The following is a 19,100-nucleotide window of genomic DNA, read 5'->3' on the forward strand; positions in this document are numbered from 1 at the left end:
CCCATGACCGAACCCACGCTCCGCATCCGCGGCCTCGGCAAGTCGTTCGGCGGCGTCCGCGCCCTCGACGACGTGGACCTCACCGTCCCGGCGGGACAGGTGCACGCGCTCCTCGGGCACAACGGCGCCGGCAAGTCGACCCTGATCAAATGCCTCGGCGGCGCCTACCCGCCGGACACCGGCACGATGGAGATCGACGGAACCGTCCACACGCGGCTGAGTCCGCGCGAGTCCATCGCCGCCGGGGTGGCGATCATCTTCCAGACGCTCAGCGTCGTCGACTCCCTCACGGTCGCCGAGAACATCTTTCTGGGCCAGGAATGGACCCGGTACGGGACCGTCCACCGGCGCGCCCAGGAAGAGGTGGCGGCGGGCCTGCTGGAACGGGTCGCCGCCACCTGCTCACCGCGCGACCGGCTCGGCGAACTGTCCATGGGGCAGCGGCAGTTGGTGGAGATCGCCAAGGCGCTGAGCCGCAGCGCCTCGGTACTCGTCCTCGACGAGCCCACCGCCGCCCTGTCCGGGGCCGAGAGCGACGCCCTCGCCGCACGGGTGGAGCACCTGCGCGCCCAGGGCCTGGCCATCGTGTACGTCACCCACCTGCTCGGCGAGGTGGAACGCCTCGCGGACGCGGTGACGGTTCTGCGTGACGGCCGCGTCACCCATCGCTCGACGGTGGCGGGACGGACCCGGCAGGAGCTCGTCGAGGCCGTCGCCGGAGCGGCCGTTACCGCGCACGGCCCCGGACGCCGGCCCGGAGAGGCCGACGGACAGAGCGGCCGGCCCGGGGAGCCCGCGCGTGCCTCCGGCGCCGCGCGGCCCTCGCGTCAGGGACGCCCGCGCGCGGCCCGTCTCGCGGTCACGGGACTGCGCGGACCGGGTTTCGGCCCCGTGGACCTGGACGTCGCCGAGGGCGAGATCGTGGCGTTGTACGGCCTCATCGGCGCGGGCCGCACCCGCATCCTCGAGACCCTGTTCGGAAGACGCCCCGCCGAAGGGGGAACCGTCCGGGTGGGGGACCGGGCCGTCGCGGTCACCCGGCCCGCGGACGCGCTCGCCGCGGGAATCGCCCTGGTTCCGGGAGACCGGCGCCGACAGGGCGTGTTCGCCGCGCTGAGCGCACAGGACAACGCCCTGCTCCCGTCGGTGCGCGGCCTGGCCCGGCGCGGCCTGCGGGCGCTGCGCGCGGAACGGCGGGTCTTCGCCGGACTGTCCGGCGCGGTGGGACTGCGCCCGGCCGACCCCCGGCTACCGGCGGCCGCCTTCTCCGGAGGCAACCAGCAAAAACTCGTCCTCGGCCGGTGGATCAACGAGGCGCACGACGTCGACGTCCTGCTGCTGGACGACCCGACCCAGGGCGTCGACGTCGGCGCCCGGCAGGAGATCTACCAGGTGGTGGCCTCACTGGCCGCGCAGCGCGGCACGGCGGTGCTGTGCGCCTCCAGCGACCCCGAGGAGGTCGTCGCGCTCGCCCACCGCTGCCTGATCGTCTCCGGCGGCCGGGTGACCGGCGAGCTCTCCGGCGCCGAACTCACCGAAACCGCCCTGCTCTCGGCCGTCCACGAAGCCGCCCGGCCGACGACCCAGGCCCCCGAGCCGACGCCGGCCCCCGAGCCCACGCCGTCCTCCGAGTCGATCCCGGCATCCACCTCGACCCGGCCACGCGCCTCGACCCCGCCATCCACGTCGCCCCCGGCATCCACCACGACCTCGAACGGAGCGGCATGACCACCGCGACCAGCGCCCCCTCGGCCGACCGTCTGCTGCCCGCCCCGCGCACGCGCACACGGGCGTACACCGCGCTCCACGCCGTACGGCGGCAGCCGCTGCTGCCCGTCCTCGCCGTCATGGTGCTCGTCTTCCAGTCGACGACCGGCAGCTTCCTGGACACCGGCAACCTGCGGGGGATCGCCACCGACGCCGCCGCGGTCGCCATCGTGGCCGTGCCGCTGGCCCTGCTGGTCATCAGCGGCTACCTCGACCTCTCCGTCGGCTCCACGCTCGCCCTCGGCGGTCTGGTGGCCGGCTGGCTCGCCGGGGAACAGCACCAGTCGCCGGTCGTCGCCGTGCTCGGCGCGCTGGCGGCGGGCGCGGTGGTCGGTGCCGTCAACGGCGTGCTGTGCTGCTATCTGGGACTGTCCGCGTTCATCGTGACCCTCGGCATGCTGACGGCGGTGCGCGGATTCGCCCAGCAGCTCTTCCCGCTGCCGCTGAGCGGTTTCGGCTCCGGCTTCGCCTGGCTCGGCGGGGCCCGGATCGCCGGGATCGACGCACCGGTCGTGATCGCCGCCCTCGTCCTCCTGGCGGGCGCGTTGTTCCTGGCGCTCACCCCGGCCGGCCGGCACGTCTTCGCGATCGGCGTCAACCGCGAGGCCGCCTACCTCTCCGGCATCGGCGTCCGCCGCGCCCCGTTCGCGCTGTTCGTCGTGACGGGCGTCGCGGCCGCGCTCGCCGGCGCGATCAAGGCCTCGGTGCTGGACAGCGTCGTCGCCGGCACCTCGGGGGCCGGATTCGAACTGACGGTGCTCACCGCGGTGCTCCTCGGCGGGGTCGCGCTGACCGGGGGGTCCGGCTCCGTTCTCGGCGTGCTGCTCGGCGTGCTGTTCCTCGGCTGTCTGCAGAACGGGCTGACACTGCTGAGTGTGCCGACGTTCTGGCAGCAGATGGCCCAGGGCACCGCGCTCGTCGCCGGCGCGGCGCTCGCCTTCTTCGGGCCCCGGCTGAACCGGTGAGCCCCTGCGGCCCTCCCGCGACTCCCCGTCCGCCCGCGCACCACCTCCCCTGATCCACCCGCTCCCCCTGCTCCGAGAGGACCCACGTGAACGACAGCGCCCCCTCCCTCGTCCTGACAGGCGGCCAGGTCCTGACCGTCGACGGCGACTTCACCGTGACCGAGGGCGTGGCCGTGCGCGGCCGGGACATCGTCGCCGTCGGCAGCGACGCGGAGATGCGCGCCCTGGCCGGACCCGGCACCCGCCTCGTCGAACTCGGCGGCCGGACCGTGCTGCCCGGCATCAACGACTCCCACCTCCACGGAGCCGCCTACGGCATGACCAAGCCGCCGTTCGCCCTCGACGTGGGCCACCCGGCGGTCGGATCGATCGCCGACATCGCCGACGCGGTCGGCCGGGCGGCCCGCGCCGCCCGGCCCGGCGACTGGATCGTCGGACTGGGCTGGGACGCCGGTTACCTGGCGGAGTGCCTCGCCGACCCCCGGCGCTTCCCCCACCGCCGTGACCTGGACGCGGTCGCGCCGGACAACCCGGTCTGCCTGACCCACTTCTCCTCGCACCTCGTCTGGGTCAACAGCGCCGCGCTGCGCCACTGCGGCGTCGACGCCGACAGCGTGCCGCCGCCCGGCGGCGTCATCGACGCCGACCCCGACGGCCGTCCCGCGGGCATCCTGCGCGAAGCCGCCCAGGAACTCGTCAACGTCGGTCTGCCCACGCCCACCGTCGACCAGCGCCGCCTGGCGATCCGGGGCGTGGTGCGCGAACTGCACTCCCGCGGCATCACCAGCTACACCGAACCGGGCCTCGGACCCGGCGGCGCAGGTTCCTTCTTCGGCGGGCTGAGCACCGACAACTGGACCGCCTACGCCGATCTCGCGGCGAGCGGCGAACTCGAGGCCCGGGTCAGCGTGCTGCTGCTGCCCGCGCCGATGGGCGGCTCGGCCGACGACGTCCGCAAGGGACTGGCCGAACTGCACCGCCCCGAGTCCGCCGACCCGCGCCTGCTCAACGCCATCGGCGTCAAGATCTTCGCCGACGGCGTGCCCCCCAACCGCACCGCCTGGATGAACGAGCCCTACTCCGGCGGCGGCCACGGTGCGCTCTGCGTGCACGGCGACACGCCCGCGCTGCGCAGCGGCGAACTGCGCGAGATGATCCGCGTCGCCCACGAGGCCGGCTTCCAGCTCGGCGTGCACGTCACCGGCGACCGGGCCATCGACGAGGTCGTCGACGCGTTCGTCGCCGCGAACGCCGCCGCGCCGCGGCCCGACGCCCGGCACTACGTCATCCACGGCGACTTCGTCGGCGCGCGCAGCCTCGCCAAACTGGCCGCCCACGGCTACGGCGTCAACATGAACCCGGCCATCAAGTGGACCATCTCCGACCTGATGGACGAGGTCGTCGGCCCCGAGCGCTCCGCCTACCAGTGGCCCGTGCGGTCCGCCGTCGAAGCCGGGGTGCGGGTGTGCGCCAGCTCCGACGCCCCGATCACCGAGCCCGACTGGCGGCAGGGGGTGAGCGCGATGCTGCTGCGGGAGTCCAAGGCCAGCGGCCGCCCGAGCGGACCCGAGCAGTGCGTGCCGCTCGCCGAGGCGCTGCGCGCGTACACCGTCCACCCGGCCCGTCAGGACTTCGCCGAGGAGTGGAAGGGCTCGATCGAGGTCGGCAAGGTCGCCGATCTGTGCGTCCTGGACCGCCCGCTGCTGGACCGGGACCCGCACACCGTCACCGACGCCGAGGTGGACCTGACGGTGTTCGACGGCCGCGTCGTCCACGAGCGCTGAGGAGAAGGACGGAACAGGTAAGGAGACGACATGACCACCGCACCCCGCATGCTGCTCGTCCTCAGCGAGAACTGGACGCTCACCGGCGGCCGGGCCGACCTGCCCGCCGCGATCCGCTGGGCACGCGAGGCCGAGGACGCCGGCTTCGACTCCGTCATGGTCAGCGAGCACATCGTGCTCGGCCCGGACGCGGCCGCCGACGGGGTCATGGGCAACCCCCGTGACTACGCCCTGCCGGGCAACCAGGACCCGTACACCCCCTGGCCCCACTCACTGCTCCTGCTGGCCGCCGTCGCCTCGGTCACCGAGCGGCTGCGGCTGGCCGCCGCCGCGGTCCTCGCGCCCCTGCGCCATCCGCTGCTGATGGCCCGGGAACTGGGCACCCTCGACCTGATCAGCGAGGGGCGGCTGCTGGTGCAGCCGACGGTGAGCTGGAGCCGGGACGAGTACGACGCGCTGGGCGTGCCCTTCGCCCGTCGCGGCCGGCTGCTGGACGAGCATCTCGACGTCTGGGCCAAGGCCTGGGGACCGTCGCCGATCTCGCACGAGAGCGCGCACTACCCGTTCCGGGACGTCTACTTCGAGCCCAAGGCGTTCCGTCCCGAAGGGCCCCGGCTCTGGTTCGGCGGACAGCGCCTGGCCGGACCGGTGCTGCGCCGGCTCGTGCGGCACGGCCACGGCTTCCACCCCCTCGGGCGGCCGACGCCGCAGGACCTGAAAACGCTCGAGGAGGCCATGACCGCCGCCGGCCGGGACCTCGCCGACCTGGAGATGATCGGCGGCGCGCAGGGAGTCTTCCCCGACGACCGCTCCACCGCCGACCTCGGCGCCGCGCTCGCCGGGATACCGGAACAACTGGAGCAGGGCTTCACCACGTTCTGCGTCAAACCGAACCAGTTCACCGACGACCCGGCCGAGGTCGGCGCCTTCTGCCGTGAGGTGATGCGCCGCGTCGAAGCGTTCACCCGCTGAGCCCGCGCGCTCCTGCTCGCCCCGCGCCTCGCTCCCGCCGCCCCGCCCCCGCTCCCGGCCGGGCTGTCGTTTCGTACAATTTGAGCCCGAACAACACGACGATCCACCGCGACCCACGCAGCACGTGGCCGAAGGAGTGTGCCGATGCCCGGCCAGCGATCCATCGCCGAAGCCGAGAAGCTCGCCGAGGCCAAACTCGGCGGCATCCCGCTGCGCCGCGAGCAGATGGCCGTCGTCGCCAACATCTACCGCGCCGCCTCGGCGGTACGCCAGCACCTGGAGAACTCCGTGCTGCGCGGCTCCGACCTCACCTGGACGGCGTTCGTCGTGCTGTGGGTGGTGTGGGTGTGGGGGGAGTCGGAGACCCGGCACGTCGCAGAGGAGGCCGGGATCTCCAAGGGGACGCTGACCGGCGTGGCGCGCACGCTGGAGGGGCGCGGTCTGGTCCGGCGGGCCGGGCATCCCACCGACGGCAGGCTGGTGCTGCTCAGCCTCACCGACGAGGGGGAGGCGTTGATGCGGCGGCTGTTCCCGGCCTTCAACGAGGAGGAGGCCTTCGTCGCGGGCCGGCTCAGCGACGAGGAGTGCCGCACCGTCGCGGACGGGCTGCGCCGCGTCGTGCGGCAGGTCGAGGAGGACGGCGAGGAGCGGCGCGCCGTCCTCCTCGACGGCGCCGAGCCGGCCCCGCGCCGCAGCGGGCGTCGTCCGAAGGCCTGAACCGGACCCCCGAAACCCCGAGCGCGCCAACGAGAGGGGCCACGGCTTCCTCGTCTCCCGGGCGCCCGGGACGGCTGCCCGAGTGACGGCGGCAGGCGAGGCGCCGGGGTGCGTGACGCCGCGCCGGCCGCGCCGGTCTGTGCGCGATGTCTTGACGTGTACTGGGCATAGTGGCTTCATGGGAGCGCTCCCATGCTCGGTCGCCCCCCACGCGCTCCCGACCTGCTCCGTGTTCCTCCCCACCCCTCCCGTCGGCTGAGTTCCTCGGCCTCACCCCTGGAGTCGCAGTGAGCACTGTCCCCACCCCTCGCACCTTTCCCTTAGCCGGGTTGCTGACCAGGCTCGCGGCCCTCCTCGGCCTGGTCCTGCTGGGCGCCCTGTGCCCGGCGACCGCGCAGGCGCAGCCGCAGTCGGCCGCCGCCCTCGCGACCGGCCTGCACATCAGCGACGGACGTCTCGTCGAGGGCAACGGGAACGACTTCGTCATGCGCGGCGTCAACCACGCCCACACCTGGTACCCGGGCAGGACGCAGCAGTCGCTCGCCGACATCAAGGCGATGGGTGCCAACGCCGTGCGCGTCGTCCTCGCCGACGGCCACCGGTGGAGCGCCAACAGCCCCGCCGACGTCGCGAACGTCATCGCCCAGTGCAAGGCCAACCGGCTCATCTGCGTCCTGGAGGTGCACGACACCACCGGCTACGGCGAGGAGACGGCGGCCGGCACGCTGGACCACGCGGCCGACTACTGGATCGGCCTGAAGAGCGTCCTGGCCGGCCAGGAGGACTACGTCATCGTCAACATCGGCAACGAGCCGTGGGGCAACACCGACCCGGCGGGCTGGACGGCGCCCACGATCGCCGCGGTCAAGAAGCTGCGCGCCGCCGGATTCCAGCACACGATCATGGTGGACGCCCCCAACTGGGGCCAGGACTGGCAGGGCGTGATGAAGGCCAACGCCCGGTCCGTGTACGACGCCGACACCACCGGCAACCTGATCTTCTCGATCCACATGTACAGCGTCTTCGACACGGCGGCCGAGGTCACCGACTACCTGAACACCTTCGTCAACGCCAAACTGCCCCTTCTGATCGGGGAGTTCGGCGGCCCCGCGGACCAGTACGGGGACCCCGACGAGGACACCATGATGGCCGCCGCCCAGCGGCTCGAGCTCGGCTACCTGGCCTGGTCGTGGAGCGGCAACACCGACCCGATCCTCGACCTGACGCTCAACTTCGACCCCGCCCAGCTCAGTTCGTGGGGCAAGCGCATCTTCAACGGCGTCAACGGCATCGCGCAGACGGCGAAGGAGGCCACCGTCTTCGGCGGCGGCTCGACGGGCGACACCCAGGCGCCGACCGCCCCGGGCGCCCCGGCCGCCTCGGCGGTGACGGCGACCTCCGCGACCCTCTCCTGGTCCGCGGCCACCGACGACGTCGGCGTCGCCGGCTACGACGTGGTGCGGGTCAGCGGCGCCACCGAGACCAAGGTGGGGGCATCCACCGGCACCACCGCCACCCTCACCGGGCTCACGGCGAACACCGCGTACACCTTCGCCGTGTACGCGCGCGACGCCGCCGGAAACCGCTCCGCCCGCTCGGCGACGGTGAACGTCACCACGGGCAGCGCGCCCGCCGTGGCCTGTTCCGTCGCCTACCGCGTGGCGGGGGAGTGGCCGGGCGGCTTCCAGGGGGAGATCATCCTGCGCAACACCGGCGCCTCCCCCCTCAGCGGCTGGAAACTGGCCTTCGCCTTCGCCGACGGCCAGACCGTCGCCAACATGTGGGGCGGCACCGCGGTACAGAGCGGCGCCGCGGTGAGCGTCACGCCCGCGGCCTACACCTCCACCGTCCCCGCCGGCGGCTCGGTCACCGTCGGCTTCATCGGCGCCAAGGGCGCGGTCAACACCGCGCCGACGGCGTTCAGCCTCAACGGCGGTGCATGCGCCACGTCCTGACGTGACGTCATCAGTCCTTCCGTCACCTTCGCCGGTGGGTGCGCCGGTGAGGGCGGCAGTGAGGGCGGCGGCTCCCGTGGGAGCCGCCGCCCGGCGCCGCGGGAGGTGTGGTCCCGGGGACGTCGGGCGCTCGTCCGGCGGCCTCGTCCCCGCCCCGCACCGCACGCCTCGGCCGCCCTGCGGTCTGCCGCCCGTGATGAGCGGACCGATCGTCCAAAAGCACCCCGTACTGTGTGCGCATGTCCACGACGCCCCGGTGGCTCAACGCCGACGAACGACGAGCCTGGCTGGCCTACGTCGAGTTCTCCACGCTGCTGTCCGACCACCTGAACCGGCAGCTGAGGCGCGACGCGGGCATGACGCACGCCGACTACAGCCTGCTGGCCTACCTCTCCATGGCCCCGGAGACCACGCTCGGCATGTCGGACCTGGCCCAGCGGCTGAAGATCACCCGCAGTCGGCTCACCCACGCGGTGAGCCGGCTGCGCGACGTCGGCCTCGTGGACCGCCGGGAGGACCCCGCCGACGGCCGCGGCCAGCTCGCCTTCCTCACCGACGCGGGCAGGGCCCTGCTGGACGAGGTGGCCCCCGGCCATGTCGAGGCCGTCCGCCGGGTGGTGTTCGACGTGCTCACCCCCGAGCAGGTGCGGCAGTTCGCGGAGATCGGCGAGGCGATCAGCGAGGCCCTGCACCGGGCCGAGAGCACCGAGGCCGACCCCGCGGCGCTGCCCTGGCGACGCCGGTAGACCGGCCCGGCCGCGGATGACGCAGGGGCCCCGGCGGCCGGCCGTTCGGCTTGTTCGGCGGGGAATCGAGAAGAACCGGCCGACGGTCCGTACCTGGGGGTACCGGGGGGCGGCGCCCGCCCTCCGGCCACGCCACCGATCCTAGGGACACCTCGTGAACGCAACCGCCGCCATCGGCGTCACCGGCCTCGGCGTGATGGGCCGCAACCTCGCGCGCAACTTCGCCCGCAACGGCTACACCGTCGCCGTCCACAACCGCACCGCCGGACGCACCCGCGCGCTCGTCGAGGAGTTCGGGCACGAGGGCGCGTTCGTGCCCGCCGAGTCGGCCGCGGACTTCGTGGCGGCGCTGGAACGTCCCCGCCGCCTGATGATCATGGTGCAGGCGGGCGCCGTCACCGACGCGGTCATCGAGGAGTTCGCCCCGCTCCTGGAGCCCGGCGACATGATCATCGACGGTGGCAACGCCCACTACGCCGACACCCGCCGCCGCGAGGAGTCCCTGCGCGAGCGCGGGCTCCACTTCGTCGGCGCCGGCGTCTCCGGCGGCGAGGAGGGCGCGCTGAACGGGCCGGCCGTCATGGTCGGCGGCTCCAGCGAGTCCTACGACGTGCTCGGCCCCATGTTCGAGTCCATCAGCGCCAAGGTCGGTGGCGAGCCCTGCGCCACGCACATCGGCACCGACGGCGCCGGGCACTTCGTCAAGATGGTGCACAACGGCATCGAGTACGCCGACATGCAGCTCATCGCCGAGGCGTACGACCTGCTGCGCCAGGTCGCCGGCTACACACCGGCCGAGATCGCCGGCATCTTCCGGACCTGGAACGAGGGCCGGCTCGGCTCCTACCTCATCGAGATCACCGCCGAGGTCCTCGCCCACACGGACGCCGCCACCGGCCGGGCGTTCGTCGACATCGTCGCCGACGCCGCCGGACAGAAGGGCACCGGCCGCTGGACCGTGCAGACCGCCCTGGACCTCGGCTCCCCGGTCACCGCCATCGCCCAGGCCACCTTCGCCCGGGCCGCCTCCGGCCAGCGCGAACTGCGCGCCGCGTACGCGGGCCTGCCCGGCGGCACGACGCCGCCGCTCAGCCGCACCGAGGCCACCCGCTTCACCTCGCAGGTCGAGCACGCCCTGTACGCCTCGAAGGTCATCGCCTACGACCAGGGCTGGAAGATGATCCAGGACGCGGCCGGCGAGTTCGGCTGGAAGATCGACCTGGGCGCGGTCGCCCGGATCTGGCGCGGCGGCTGCATCATCCGCGCCTCGTTCCTGGACCGCATCCGCGCCGCGTACGCGGCCGACCCGGACCTGGTCAGCCTGCTCGGCGAGATGGAGTTCGCCATGGAGATCACCGACGCGCAGGTGCCCTGGCGCGAGACCGTGGCCTCCGCGGCCCGCCGCGGCATTCCGGTGCCGGCCTTCTCCGCCGCGCTCGCCCACTACGACACCCTGCGCGCGGAGCGGTTGCCCGCCGCCCTGCTCCAGGGCCAGCGCGACTACTTCGGCGCCCACACCTACGGCCGCACCGACCGGCCGGGCGCCTTCCACACCCACTGGGCCGAGCCGGGCCGCCCGGAGACGTCCGCCTGACGGATCGCGGACACGGACACGGCCGGAGCGGGGCGCTCGACGAGTGCCCCGCTCCATCCGTGTCCGTGTCGGCGACCGCCTGTAGGGTGCCCGCCTTCGTACGCAACGCCGGAGCTGTGACGGCCTTCGGTGTCGATCTGGGTCGGCCACGGCCGGCCGGTGTCTCAGCCTTGTCGCTCTCCCGCGCGTACCAGGCCGGTTTCGTAGGCGATGACGACGAGTTGGGCGCGGTCGCGGGCGCCGAGTTTGGCCATGGCCCGGTTGGCGTGTGTCTTGACGGTGACCGGGGTGACGAAGAGTCGTTCGGCGATCTCGTCGTTGGCCAGGCCGGTGCCCACCAGGGTCAGCACTTCTCGTTCCCGGGGTGTCAGCGCGGCCAGCCGCGTGGGGTCGACGAGGTCGCCGGGGCAGGGCTGGGCGAGGACGCGAGAGATGAGGCCCTTCGTGGCCGCGGGGGAGAGCAGCGCCTCGCCGGCGGCCACCAGCCGGATCGCTTCGAGGAGCTGCGCCGGTTCGACTCCCTTGCCCAGGAATCCGCTCGCCCCGGCCCGCAGGGCCTCGACCACGAGGTCGTCCTCCTCGAAGGTGGTCAGGACGAGGACCTTGACCCCGGCCAGGTCCTCGTCCTGGGCAATCAGCCGTGTGGCTTCGATGCCGTCGACCTCGGGCATCCGGATGTCCATGACCACGACGTCGGTGCGCTCGGAGCGGGCCAGCCGGGCGGCCTCCCGTCCGTTGGAGGCTTCCGCGACGACGTCCATGTCGGGCTGGGCGTTGATGAGCAGCCGGAAGGTGCCGCGGAGCAGGGCCTGGTCGTCGGCGAGCAGGACGCGAATGGTCATGGGCGGGTGGTTCCTCACGAGGGGTTCGAAACGCTGGTGGGGGCGAGTGAGAGCGGAAGTTCGGCCACGACCTCGAAGCCGCGCCCGGGCAGCGGCCCTGCGGTGACCGTCCCGCCGATGGCGGTGGCCCGCTCGCGCATGCCGACCAGCCCGTGGCCGGTGCCCGCGCCCTTCGGCGGGCCCGGACGTCCGTCGTCCGTGACGGTCACCCGGAGCGTGTGCGGACCGTAGTCGAGGACGAGGGCGGCCTCACTGCCGGCGGCGTGTTTGTGGGAGTTGGTGAGGGCTTCCTGGATGATGCGGTAGGCGGTCAGTTCGGTGGCGGGTGTCAGCGGCGAGGGGGTGCCGGTGCGGGTCACCCGTACGGACAGCCCGCTCGCGCGGCACCCGTCGACGAGGGTGTCGAGGTCGGCCAGACGCGGGATGGGGGCTCGTGAACCGGGCGCGTCGCCGGGCTGGCGCAGCAGGCCGACGGTGGCGCGCAGTTCGTCGAGCGCGGCGCGGCTGTTGTCCTGGATGTGGGCGAGCGCCTCGTACGCCTGGTCGGGGTTGGCGCGCATGAGGTGGTGAGCCACCCCTGCCTGGGCGTTGACCAGGGTGATGTGGTGGGCGACGACGTCGTGCAGGTCGCGCGCGATGCGCACGCGTTCCTGGGTGACCCGGCGCCGGGCCTCCTCCTCCTGCATGCGCTCGGCATGCTCCACGCGTTCCCGGGCCGCAGCGAGGCTCTCACGACGGCTGCGGACGGCCCGGCCCAGCGCGGTGGCGGCGAGCACGAAGTCGAAGCGCAGCAGGCTGGCCCCTCCCACCAGGGACTCCGCCTGGGTGGCCGCGTAGACACCGGTGATCGCCACGCCCGCGGCCACGCCGACGCTCCACGCCGTGCGCCGGCTGCCGTGTACGGCGAGCGTGTACAGGGCGACGAGGCTCGCCGCCGGGGTCGGCGCGATGTGTGAGGCAACGGCCATCAGCGTGAGGTCGCCCGCCAGGGTGAACACAGCGACTCCCAGCGGCCAACGGCTCCGGAAGGCCAGCGGCACGCAGGACAGGGCCATCCACACCACTTCGTCCCAACGCGGCTCGTGCCAGTCGTTCTTGCCGACGGCCGTCGCCGCCGTGGCGATCACGATCAGCGGTACCGCGGGCAGTGCGTCTCTGATGCGGTCATGACGAGCCAGCCACTGTCGCCACACCATGGGCAGTTCCATTCCCTCACTGTAAGCAGCGCGAGCCGGCGGAAGGCCAGGTCACCCTGTCTTTCGCCGGCACCGCGTGGGATGCGGTCCGTCATACTGACGGTCAGTTGGCCCAACCGGCGGTCTCGGGCTCCCGCTCCGGGTGCCGCGGGTGCTGCGGGTGCGTCGGCTCGTCGGCGGGGCCTTCCACGGACACGTGGGGCAGGGCCTTGTCCAGTCGGCGGGGCAGCCACCAGTTGGCCCGTCCGCACAGGTGCATGAGCGCGGGGACGACGACCATGCGGATCAGCAGGGCGTCCACGGCAACGGCGACGGCGAGACTGACGCCGAACTCGGAGATGACGCGCATGCCGCCGAAGACGAAGGAGCCGAAGACGCAGACCATGATGGTGGCCGCGACGGCGATGACCTTGCCGGTCTCGGCCTGCCCGACGCGGACCGCGCGCCGGCTGTCGCCGGTGTGGGCCCATTCCTCGCGCATCCGGCTGACGAGGAAGACCTGGTAGTCCATGGACAGGCCGAACATGATGCCGACGACCAGGATCGGCACGAACGACTCGATCGGTCCGGCGGAGCCGAGGCCGAGGGCCCCGGCGCCGAAGCCGTACTGGAAGACGACGACGATGGCGCCGAAGGCCACCCCGATGCTGAGGATGTTCAGCACCGCACCCACGGCGGGGATGAGCAGACTGCGGAAGGCCACGGTCAGGAGCAGGAAGCCGAGCGCGGCGATGACCAGCACGAAGACCGGGAGTTTGCCCATCAGCACGGAGGCGAAGTCATCGTTGCTCGCGGTGACACCGCCCACGTAGACCTTCATCGACGTGCCCTGTTCCGCTTCGGGGATCACGTCGTCGCGCAGGTGGTGGATCAGGTCGGAGGTGGCCGCCGACTGGGGCGACGTGGTCGGGACGACGGATATCACCCCGACCGTCCGGCCGTCCTTCATCGGCGCGGCTCCGGCACTGGCCACACCGTCGACCTCCTTGAGAGCGGTGACGAGCCTTCCCGCGGCTGCCTTGTCGGCGGCACCCGGAGCCTGGACGGCCAGCACCAGCGGGCCGTTGAAGCCCGGACCGAAGCCGTCCGCGATCATGTCGTACGCCTGACGGTTCGTCGAGGTCGTAGGCAGGTTGCCGTCGTCGGACGCGCCCAGCCGCAGTGACAGCGTCGGCAGCGCGAGCGCCGCCAGCACGGTCAGGGCGGCGACACCCAGGGCCTTGGGCCGTGACTGGACGTGCTCGGCCCACCGGGCCCACAGCCCGACCCTGCCCGAGGAGCGTTGCCTGCCCTGCCCGGCCATCTCGCGGCGCTCGCTCTTGCTGAGGACGCGTGGACCGATCATGCCGAGCAGCGCGGGGAGCAGAGTGAGGGCGGCCAGCACGGTGAGGACGACGGTGACGGCCGCGCCGATCGCCATGCCGTTGATGATGCCGACGTTCAGGGTGAGCATGCCCAGCAGCGCGACGACGACCGTCAGCCCGGCGAACACCACGGCCCGGCCGGAGGTGTTGAGGGACTTGGCGACCGACTCGGCCACGCTCATACCGGCCATCAGGTTGGCGCGGTGCCGGTTGACGATGAACAGGGCGTAGTCGATGCCCACGCCCAGCCCGATCAGCGAGCCGAGGGTGAGCGTGGTGTCGGAGAGCGTGATGACATGGCTGAGCAGCATCACCGTGATGGCGGAGGTGCCGACGCCGACCACGGCCGTGATGATGGGCAGCGCCGCGACCCAGATGGCCCGGAAGACGAACAGCAGCACGACGAAGGCGAGAACGATGCCCATGGCGTCGGCGACGGCGTTCGGTTCGGGGTTCACGGTGAACGCCTGCCCGTTCAGCGCGATGTGCAGGTTCTCCGCCCCCGGGTCGGTGGCGAGTTCCTTCACGTGGTCGATCTGCGCGTCCGTCACGTCTTGGTCGAAGGCGACCGTGGCGTAGGCCGTCCTGCCGTCCTTGCTGATCTGCGCCCTGCCCTCGGGCGTGTAGGGGCTGGTCACGGAGGCGACCCCCGGAGCGTCGACGATGTCCTCCAGAGCGCCGGTCATTGCCTGCTCGGCGGCGGGCTCGGTGACCTTGGCGCCGTCCATCTGCCAGACGATCCGGCCGCTCTTGCCCGCCGCGCTGTCGGAGGCCTGCTGCAGCAGGGCCGTCGCCTTGGCCGAGTCGGTGTTCTGCGAGATCGGGCTGTTGCCGAAGGCGTTGCCGACCGCACCGACTCCGGCGCCGAGCGCGAGCAACAAGCCCACCCAGACCAGGATGACGGCGAGCCGGTGCCGGTGGCACCAGCGGGCGAGAGGGGACATCGACGAGCCTTTCCAGGGATCTGCCATGCGTACGGGCCGATCAACACGGCCCACCCGAACGCTCGCAGTTCTCCGGCCTCTCGTCGTCGGCCGTACGCAGACACTTGCGCCTACTGCGCTCGCAGTAGACAGGCTGCCGCGGGGCAGCCACCGAGCGCCCTCGGCCAGCGGGGCCGGGCGAGTGGCTCCACCCGGCGGTGAAGGTTCTCCCCATGGTGTTCGGACTCGGGCTTCATCAGGAAGCTGTGCAGAATGCGTGCGCCGTCGGCGTCCGCGGTGACTTCGGACGGCGTGCCGTGAACGTCTCGCGGTCGGCCCTGAAAGTGGTCGGGAACACCGGGTCGGCGCCGGTCATGCCTTCCGCGAGGACGGACAAGGACGCCGCGTCGCCGGCTGAGCGCCCGGCGGGCGACGCATGACGCTCGCTCCGGTCGCGTGCGTGCTCGGAGGGAGCGTCAGGCAAGCGCCGTCGCAGCCGCTACGGAGGTGTTTCGGGCCCCAGGCTTCGTGTTCGCTCGTGGCGACGACCGGGCCGGGGAGCTCGGGTGGCCGTCCGCAGACTGTTACTGCCGAACGTACCAACGGCATTGGTACGCACCGAAGTCGTACCAAGGGCCTCCGCTCGTTGCGTCGCCTTGCGTGCGGCACAGTGGATGCCGTGCCCCACCGATGGTCCAGTAGGGCGGCCGCCGGTCGTGTCACCCCTGGCCACCGCACATCTCCCGGGCCTGCGCCCCACAGCGTGAACCATGTCCTCGTCTCCGACCCCACCCCGACGGGACTGCTCACCGGAAGCAGTCGTCCACGCGCGCGCCCCGTCCACACGCGCGACCAAGGAGATCCCCACGTTGTCCAGCCGTTTCCTCTTCTTCCTCGGCAGTTACCGCAGCAACGGCATCAGGAAGGTGGTCGCGCCGGCGGTGCGTCGCGCGACTGCCCGCCGGCATCGAGCAGCAGTTGATCCTGCTCGCCGGGCTTGCGCTCCCCGGCTCAGCCCGGGATCCAGCCGCATGACCACCAGGCGGCGCCACCACGCCACCCCCCGCGTGCGCGTCGCAGGGGGCGGCGAATGAGCCGGCAACCGCAGTCGGCCGTCGGAGCGCCGCTGTCCCGGGTCGACGGGCGGTTGAAGGTCACCGGCAAGGCCGAGTACGCCGCCGACCTCGGTCAAGCTCGTACCGCCGCGGGCGAAGGCACCCCCGTCATCGACGGCCTCGTCCACGCCGTCATCGTCGACAGCGGTATCGGGCTCGGCCGCATCACCGATATCGACACGCGCGCTGCCGAAGCCCAGCCCGGCGTCCTGACGGTGATCACCCACCGCAACGCGCCGAGGCTTCCGCCCTACGACGGAGTCTGGCCGCCGGGCCGGCGGCTTCGTGTCTTCCAGGACGACCGCGTCCGGTTCTTCGGTCAGCCCGTCGCGGTCGTCGTGGCCACCACACTGGAGGCCGCACAGCACGCCGCGAGCCTGGTGGAGCTCTCCTACGACGCCGAGAAGCCGTCGACCGAGCTCACCGGAGCCGACGGCGACGAACCCCGCACGTACGCCCGCGGCGACGCGGACAGCGCCGTGGAGGCCGCCGCCGTGCAACTCCAGATGACGTACCGGATGGCCCGCAACCACCACAACGCGATGGAACCGCACGCCGTCGTCGCCCACTGGGACGGCGACCGGCTCACCGTCCGGGAGAAGTCCCAGGGGGTGCGGGGCGCAGCCGCCAGCCTTGCCGGCGAGTTCGGCATCCCGCGGGAGAACGTACGCGTCATCTCCCCGTTCGTCGGCGGTGCCTTCGGCAACTCCACTCGGACCTGGCCGCACTCTGTGGCCGCGGCCCTCGCCGCGCGCGAGGTGCAACGCCCCGTCAAACTCGTCCTGAGCCGACGGCAGTTGTTCTTCGGCGTCGGTTTCCGGCCCACGTACGAGTACCGACTGCGCCTGGGCGCCGACCGGCGCGGGCGCCTGGTGGCGACCGTGCACGACGTCAGCGCCGAGACCTCCCAGTACCAGACGCACAGCGAACCGGTGCTGATTCCCGGGCAGATGCTCTACAGCACGCCCAACGTCCGTCAGACTTACCGCACGGTGCCGCTGGACGTGAGCACACCGACGTCCATGCGTGGCCCCGGCTACGGCAGCGGCGCGTACGCCATCGAGTCGGCCATGGACGAACTCGCCCACGAACTGGGCATCGACCCCATCGAACTGCGCCTGCGCAACGAGCCGTCCGCCGACGAGTCCACCGGGCAGCCGTTCTCCACCCGGCGGCTGCGCGAGTGCTACGACATCGGCGCCCGCGAGTTCGGCTGGCACCGGCGCGACCCCAAGCCCCGCTCCGTCCGTGACGGCGACCGGCTCATCGGCATGGGCATGGCGGCCGGTGTCTACGACACCGCACGCGCCGCGGCGCAGGCTTCGGTCAGGCTCGATGCCGACGGGAGGGCCGTGATCGAGTCCGCGACCAGCGACATGGGTCCCGGCACGTACACCTCCATGGCGCAGGTGGCCGCCGACGCCCTCGGGCTGAGCATGCGCCAGGTGACCTTCCGGCTGGGCGACTCCCACATGCCCCCGGCCCCGGTCCACGCCTCCTCCCAGACCATGGCCAGCGTCGGCTCCGCCGTCCAGGACGGCTGCGACAAGCTGCGGCAGGAGGCCGTCAAGCTCGCCGTCGAGGACGCGCGCTCGCCGCTGCACGGCGTCGACACCGGCGACGTGGTGGTCCGCGCCGGACGGCTGCACGTGAAGGACGACCCCACGCGTGGGGAGACCTACCGGCAGCTCCTCGCCCGCCTCAACCGTCCCCGTCTGGAGGCGCTCGGGTCCTACACGCCGGGGGAGCGGAGGCGGCACTCGATGTACGCCTACGCCGCGACGTTCGCCGAGGTGGCGGTCGACGCCCGGCTCGGTGCGGTACGCGTCAGACGCATGCTCGGGGTGTACGACGCCGGACGGATCATCAACCCCAAGCTCGCCGACAGCCAGGCCCTCGGTGCCATGGTCGGCGGCATCGGCCAGGCCTTGCTGGAACACACGGTCACCGATCACCGCGACGGCCGGATCGTCAATGCCGGCCTCGCCGACTACCTTGTACCGGTGAACGCCGACGTACCCGACCTGAAGGCGGTCTACGTCGACGGCCGGGACGACGAAGCCGACCCGATCGGTGTGAAGGGCCTCGGCGAGATCGTGATCGTCGGCGTGGCGCCCGCCATCGCCAACGCCGTTTTCAACGCCACCGGACGACGCGTCCGCGACCTGCCCATCACCGCCGAAGCCCTGCTCTGAGCCCCGGGACGGTCTCAGGAGCCCTCGCGTCGCGCGCGTGGGGGTCCCGGGCCGTCCCGCTGCCGGCTCCAGGTGCGATGTCAGGGCGGCAGGCCGTTTGCGCGGCCCGGCCCTGCGGGCAGAGCTCGCCCTCATCCTCGACGGCAAGGGCTCGGCCTGCGGTGTCCTGACGGCGGATGGAAGGAGCCTCCAAGCGCCGTTGCCCGATGCGCTCCACCCACGAGCGTGTTACACCCCGGGATCGGCCAGAACGGCGGCGGTCACCGTCAGGTGCTGGGTCAGTACGGCGGCCGCGGTGTCGGCGTCGCGGGCCAGGGCCGCCTCCTCCAGCCGACGGTGTTCGTCGGCGGCGTCACGACCGGGTGTGTGATGTGCCGACCAGCGGCGGCCCAGTTCACTGGCGGTCCACATGCGGTCGAAGGTGTCCAGCAGCACGGGGTTGCCGCATCCCTCCAGCAGGGTGCGGTGGAAGGCACGGTGGACCTCGGACCAGGCGCCGCTGAGGTATTGGCCCTCCTCCGGCGCGTACAGAGGGGTGCGGGCGAGGCGGTGGTGGGCTGCGCGTACGCGTGCCTCCCAGTCGAGGTCCCCGCGTTCGATCGCCAGCCTCAGCACGACGGGTTCGATCGTGCGGCGGGCCTCGGCGATCTCCTGCCAGCGGTGGTCGGAGAAGGCGGGGACGGCGAAGCCGCGGTTGGGCAGCCGCTCGGCGAGGCCCTCGCCCACCACCCGCACCAACGCCTCGCGCACCACCGCCAGGCTCACCCCGTACCGGCCGGCCAGCTCCTGGGGCTTCAGTGGCTCGCCGGGCTTGAACTCGCCGCGCAGGATCCCCTCCCGCAGCTGGTCGTAGACCTGCTCGGACAGCATTTGCTTCCCCGAAGCAGGGGGGCGTTCGGACGTGTGAACCATGTGCTCAGTATAGACAGAAGAAGAGATAATCGATTATCTTTATAATCGTCGAT

At 72.4% G+C, this 19,100-nt stretch carries 13 protein-coding genes; 9 read left to right on the plus strand and 4 right to left on the minus strand.

Annotated elements, in window-relative coordinates:
* The first annotated feature begins 3 nt into the window (after positions 1-3).
* The 8 genes from C6376_RS38290 (at position 4) to gndA (ending at position 10,500) form a co-directional block, all read left to right on the plus strand.
* Positions 4-1,728 carry a sugar ABC transporter ATP-binding protein gene (locus C6376_RS38290; RefSeq protein ID WP_107447614.1) on the plus strand — a complete coding sequence of 575 codons (1,725 nt, stop codon included), beginning with the start codon at positions 4-6 and terminating at the stop codon, positions 1,726-1,728.
* A complete protein-coding gene (locus C6376_RS38295; RefSeq protein WP_107447615.1) occupies positions 1,725-2,732 on the plus strand; it encodes an ABC transporter permease in 1,008 nt (335 codons plus the stop codon). The genes C6376_RS38290 and C6376_RS38295 overlap by 4 nt, the downstream gene beginning before the upstream one ends.
* 86 nt (positions 2,733-2,818) lie before the next feature.
* Positions 2,819-4,516, plus strand: coding sequence for an amidohydrolase (locus C6376_RS38300; RefSeq protein WP_107447616.1), 1,698 nt, complete (start codon positions 2,819-2,821; stop codon positions 4,514-4,516).
* 30 nt (positions 4,517-4,546) lie between these two features.
* Positions 4,547-5,488 carry a TIGR03619 family F420-dependent LLM class oxidoreductase gene (locus tag C6376_RS38305; protein ID WP_107447617.1) on the plus strand — a complete coding sequence of 314 codons (942 nt, stop codon included), beginning with the start codon at positions 4,547-4,549 and terminating at the stop codon, positions 5,486-5,488.
* A gap of 144 nt (positions 5,489-5,632) precedes the next feature.
* The gene (locus C6376_RS38310) at positions 5,633-6,205 is read left to right on the plus strand and encodes a MarR family winged helix-turn-helix transcriptional regulator (protein ID WP_107447618.1); all 573 of its coding nucleotides are present in this window, start codon (positions 5,633-5,635) and stop codon (positions 6,203-6,205) included.
* A 332-nt stretch (positions 6,206-6,537) separates the two neighbouring features.
* On the plus strand, positions 6,538-8,160 hold the full coding sequence (locus tag C6376_RS38315) for a cellulase family glycosylhydrolase (protein WP_173985956.1): 1,623 nt from the start codon (positions 6,538-6,540) through the stop codon (positions 8,158-8,160).
* Between the two features lie 239 nt (positions 8,161-8,399).
* On the plus strand, positions 8,400-8,906 hold the full coding sequence (locus C6376_RS38320; protein WP_107447622.1) for a MarR family winged helix-turn-helix transcriptional regulator: 507 nt from the start codon (positions 8,400-8,402) through the stop codon (positions 8,904-8,906).
* A 154-nt stretch (positions 8,907-9,060) separates the two neighbouring features.
* Positions 9,061-10,500 (plus strand): NADP-dependent phosphogluconate dehydrogenase, encoded by a 1,440-nt coding sequence (gene gndA, locus C6376_RS38325; protein WP_107447624.1) that lies wholly within the window; start codon positions 9,061-9,063, stop codon positions 10,498-10,500.
* Positions 10,501-10,664: 164 nt separating this feature from the next.
* Here the strand turns inward: gndA and C6376_RS38330 are convergent, their stop codons facing one another.
* The 3 genes from C6376_RS38330 to C6376_RS38340 form a co-directional block, all read right to left on the minus strand.
* Positions 10,665-11,342 (minus strand): response regulator transcription factor, encoded by a 678-nt coding sequence (locus C6376_RS38330; protein ID WP_107447626.1) that lies wholly within the window; start codon positions 11,340-11,342, stop codon positions 10,665-10,667.
* A 14-nt stretch (positions 11,343-11,356) separates the two neighbouring features.
* The gene (locus C6376_RS38335; RefSeq protein ID WP_107447628.1) at positions 11,357-12,550 is read right to left on the minus strand and encodes a sensor histidine kinase; all 1,194 of its coding nucleotides are present in this window, start codon (positions 12,548-12,550) and stop codon (positions 11,357-11,359) included.
* Between the two features lie 91 nt (positions 12,551-12,641).
* Positions 12,642-14,846: an MMPL family transporter gene (locus tag C6376_RS38340; protein WP_107447630.1), complete on the minus strand. Its 2,205-nt coding sequence runs from the start codon at positions 14,844-14,846 to the stop codon at positions 12,642-12,644.
* A gap of 1,069 nt (positions 14,847-15,915) precedes the next feature.
* Here C6376_RS38340 and C6376_RS38350 point away from each other — a divergent pair.
* On the plus strand, positions 15,916-18,135 hold the full coding sequence (locus tag C6376_RS38350) for a xanthine dehydrogenase family protein molybdopterin-binding subunit (RefSeq protein WP_107447634.1): 2,220 nt from the start codon (positions 15,916-15,918) through the stop codon (positions 18,133-18,135).
* 228 nt (positions 18,136-18,363) lie between these two features.
* On the opposite strand, the gene C6376_RS38355 is transcribed toward C6376_RS38350, so the two are convergent.
* Positions 18,364-19,047 carry a GntR family transcriptional regulator gene (locus C6376_RS38355; protein ID WP_107447636.1) on the minus strand — a complete coding sequence of 228 codons (684 nt, stop codon included), beginning with the start codon at positions 19,045-19,047 and terminating at the stop codon, positions 18,364-18,366.
* Between the last annotated feature and the right edge of the window lie 53 nt (positions 19,048-19,100).

This window comes from Streptomyces sp. P3 (genome assembly GCF_003032475.1).
Classification (GTDB): Bacteria; Actinomycetota; Actinomycetes; order Streptomycetales; family Streptomycetaceae; genus Streptomyces.

What these genes read in the sequence shown, in the direction of transcription:
- C6376_RS38290 (WP_107447614.1), top strand. Translation starts at nt 4, where the DNA reads ATGACCGAACCCACGCTCCGCATCCGCGGCCTCGGCAAGTCGTTCGGC.
- C6376_RS38295 (WP_107447615.1), top strand. Translation starts at nt 1,725, where the DNA reads ATGACCACCGCGACCAGCGCCCCCTCGGCCGACCGTCTGCTGCCCGCC.
- C6376_RS38305 (WP_107447617.1), top strand. Translation starts at nt 4,547, where the DNA reads ATGACCACCGCACCCCGCATGCTGCTCGTCCTCAGCGAGAACTGGACG.
- C6376_RS38310 (WP_107447618.1), top strand. Translation starts at nt 5,633, where the DNA reads ATGCCCGGCCAGCGATCCATCGCCGAAGCCGAGAAGCTCGCCGAGGCC.
- C6376_RS38320 (WP_107447622.1), top strand. Translation starts at nt 8,400, where the DNA reads ATGTCCACGACGCCCCGGTGGCTCAACGCCGACGAACGACGAGCCTGG.
- C6376_RS38330 (WP_107447626.1), bottom strand. Translation starts at nt 11,342, where the DNA reads ATGACCATTCGCGTCCTGCTCGCCGACGACCAGGCCCTGCTCCGCGGC.
- C6376_RS38335 (WP_107447628.1), bottom strand. Translation starts at nt 12,550, where the DNA reads ATGGAACTGCCCATGGTGTGGCGACAGTGGCTGGCTCGTCATGACCGC.
- C6376_RS38340 (WP_107447630.1), bottom strand. Translation starts at nt 14,846, where the DNA reads ATGTCCCCTCTCGCCCGCTGGTGCCACCGGCACCGGCTCGCCGTCATC.
- C6376_RS38350 (WP_107447634.1), top strand. Translation starts at nt 15,916, where the DNA reads ATGAGCCGGCAACCGCAGTCGGCCGTCGGAGCGCCGCTGTCCCGGGTC.
- C6376_RS38355 (WP_107447636.1), bottom strand. Translation starts at nt 19,047, where the DNA reads ATGGTTCACACGTCCGAACGCCCCCCTGCTTCGGGGAAGCAAATGCTG.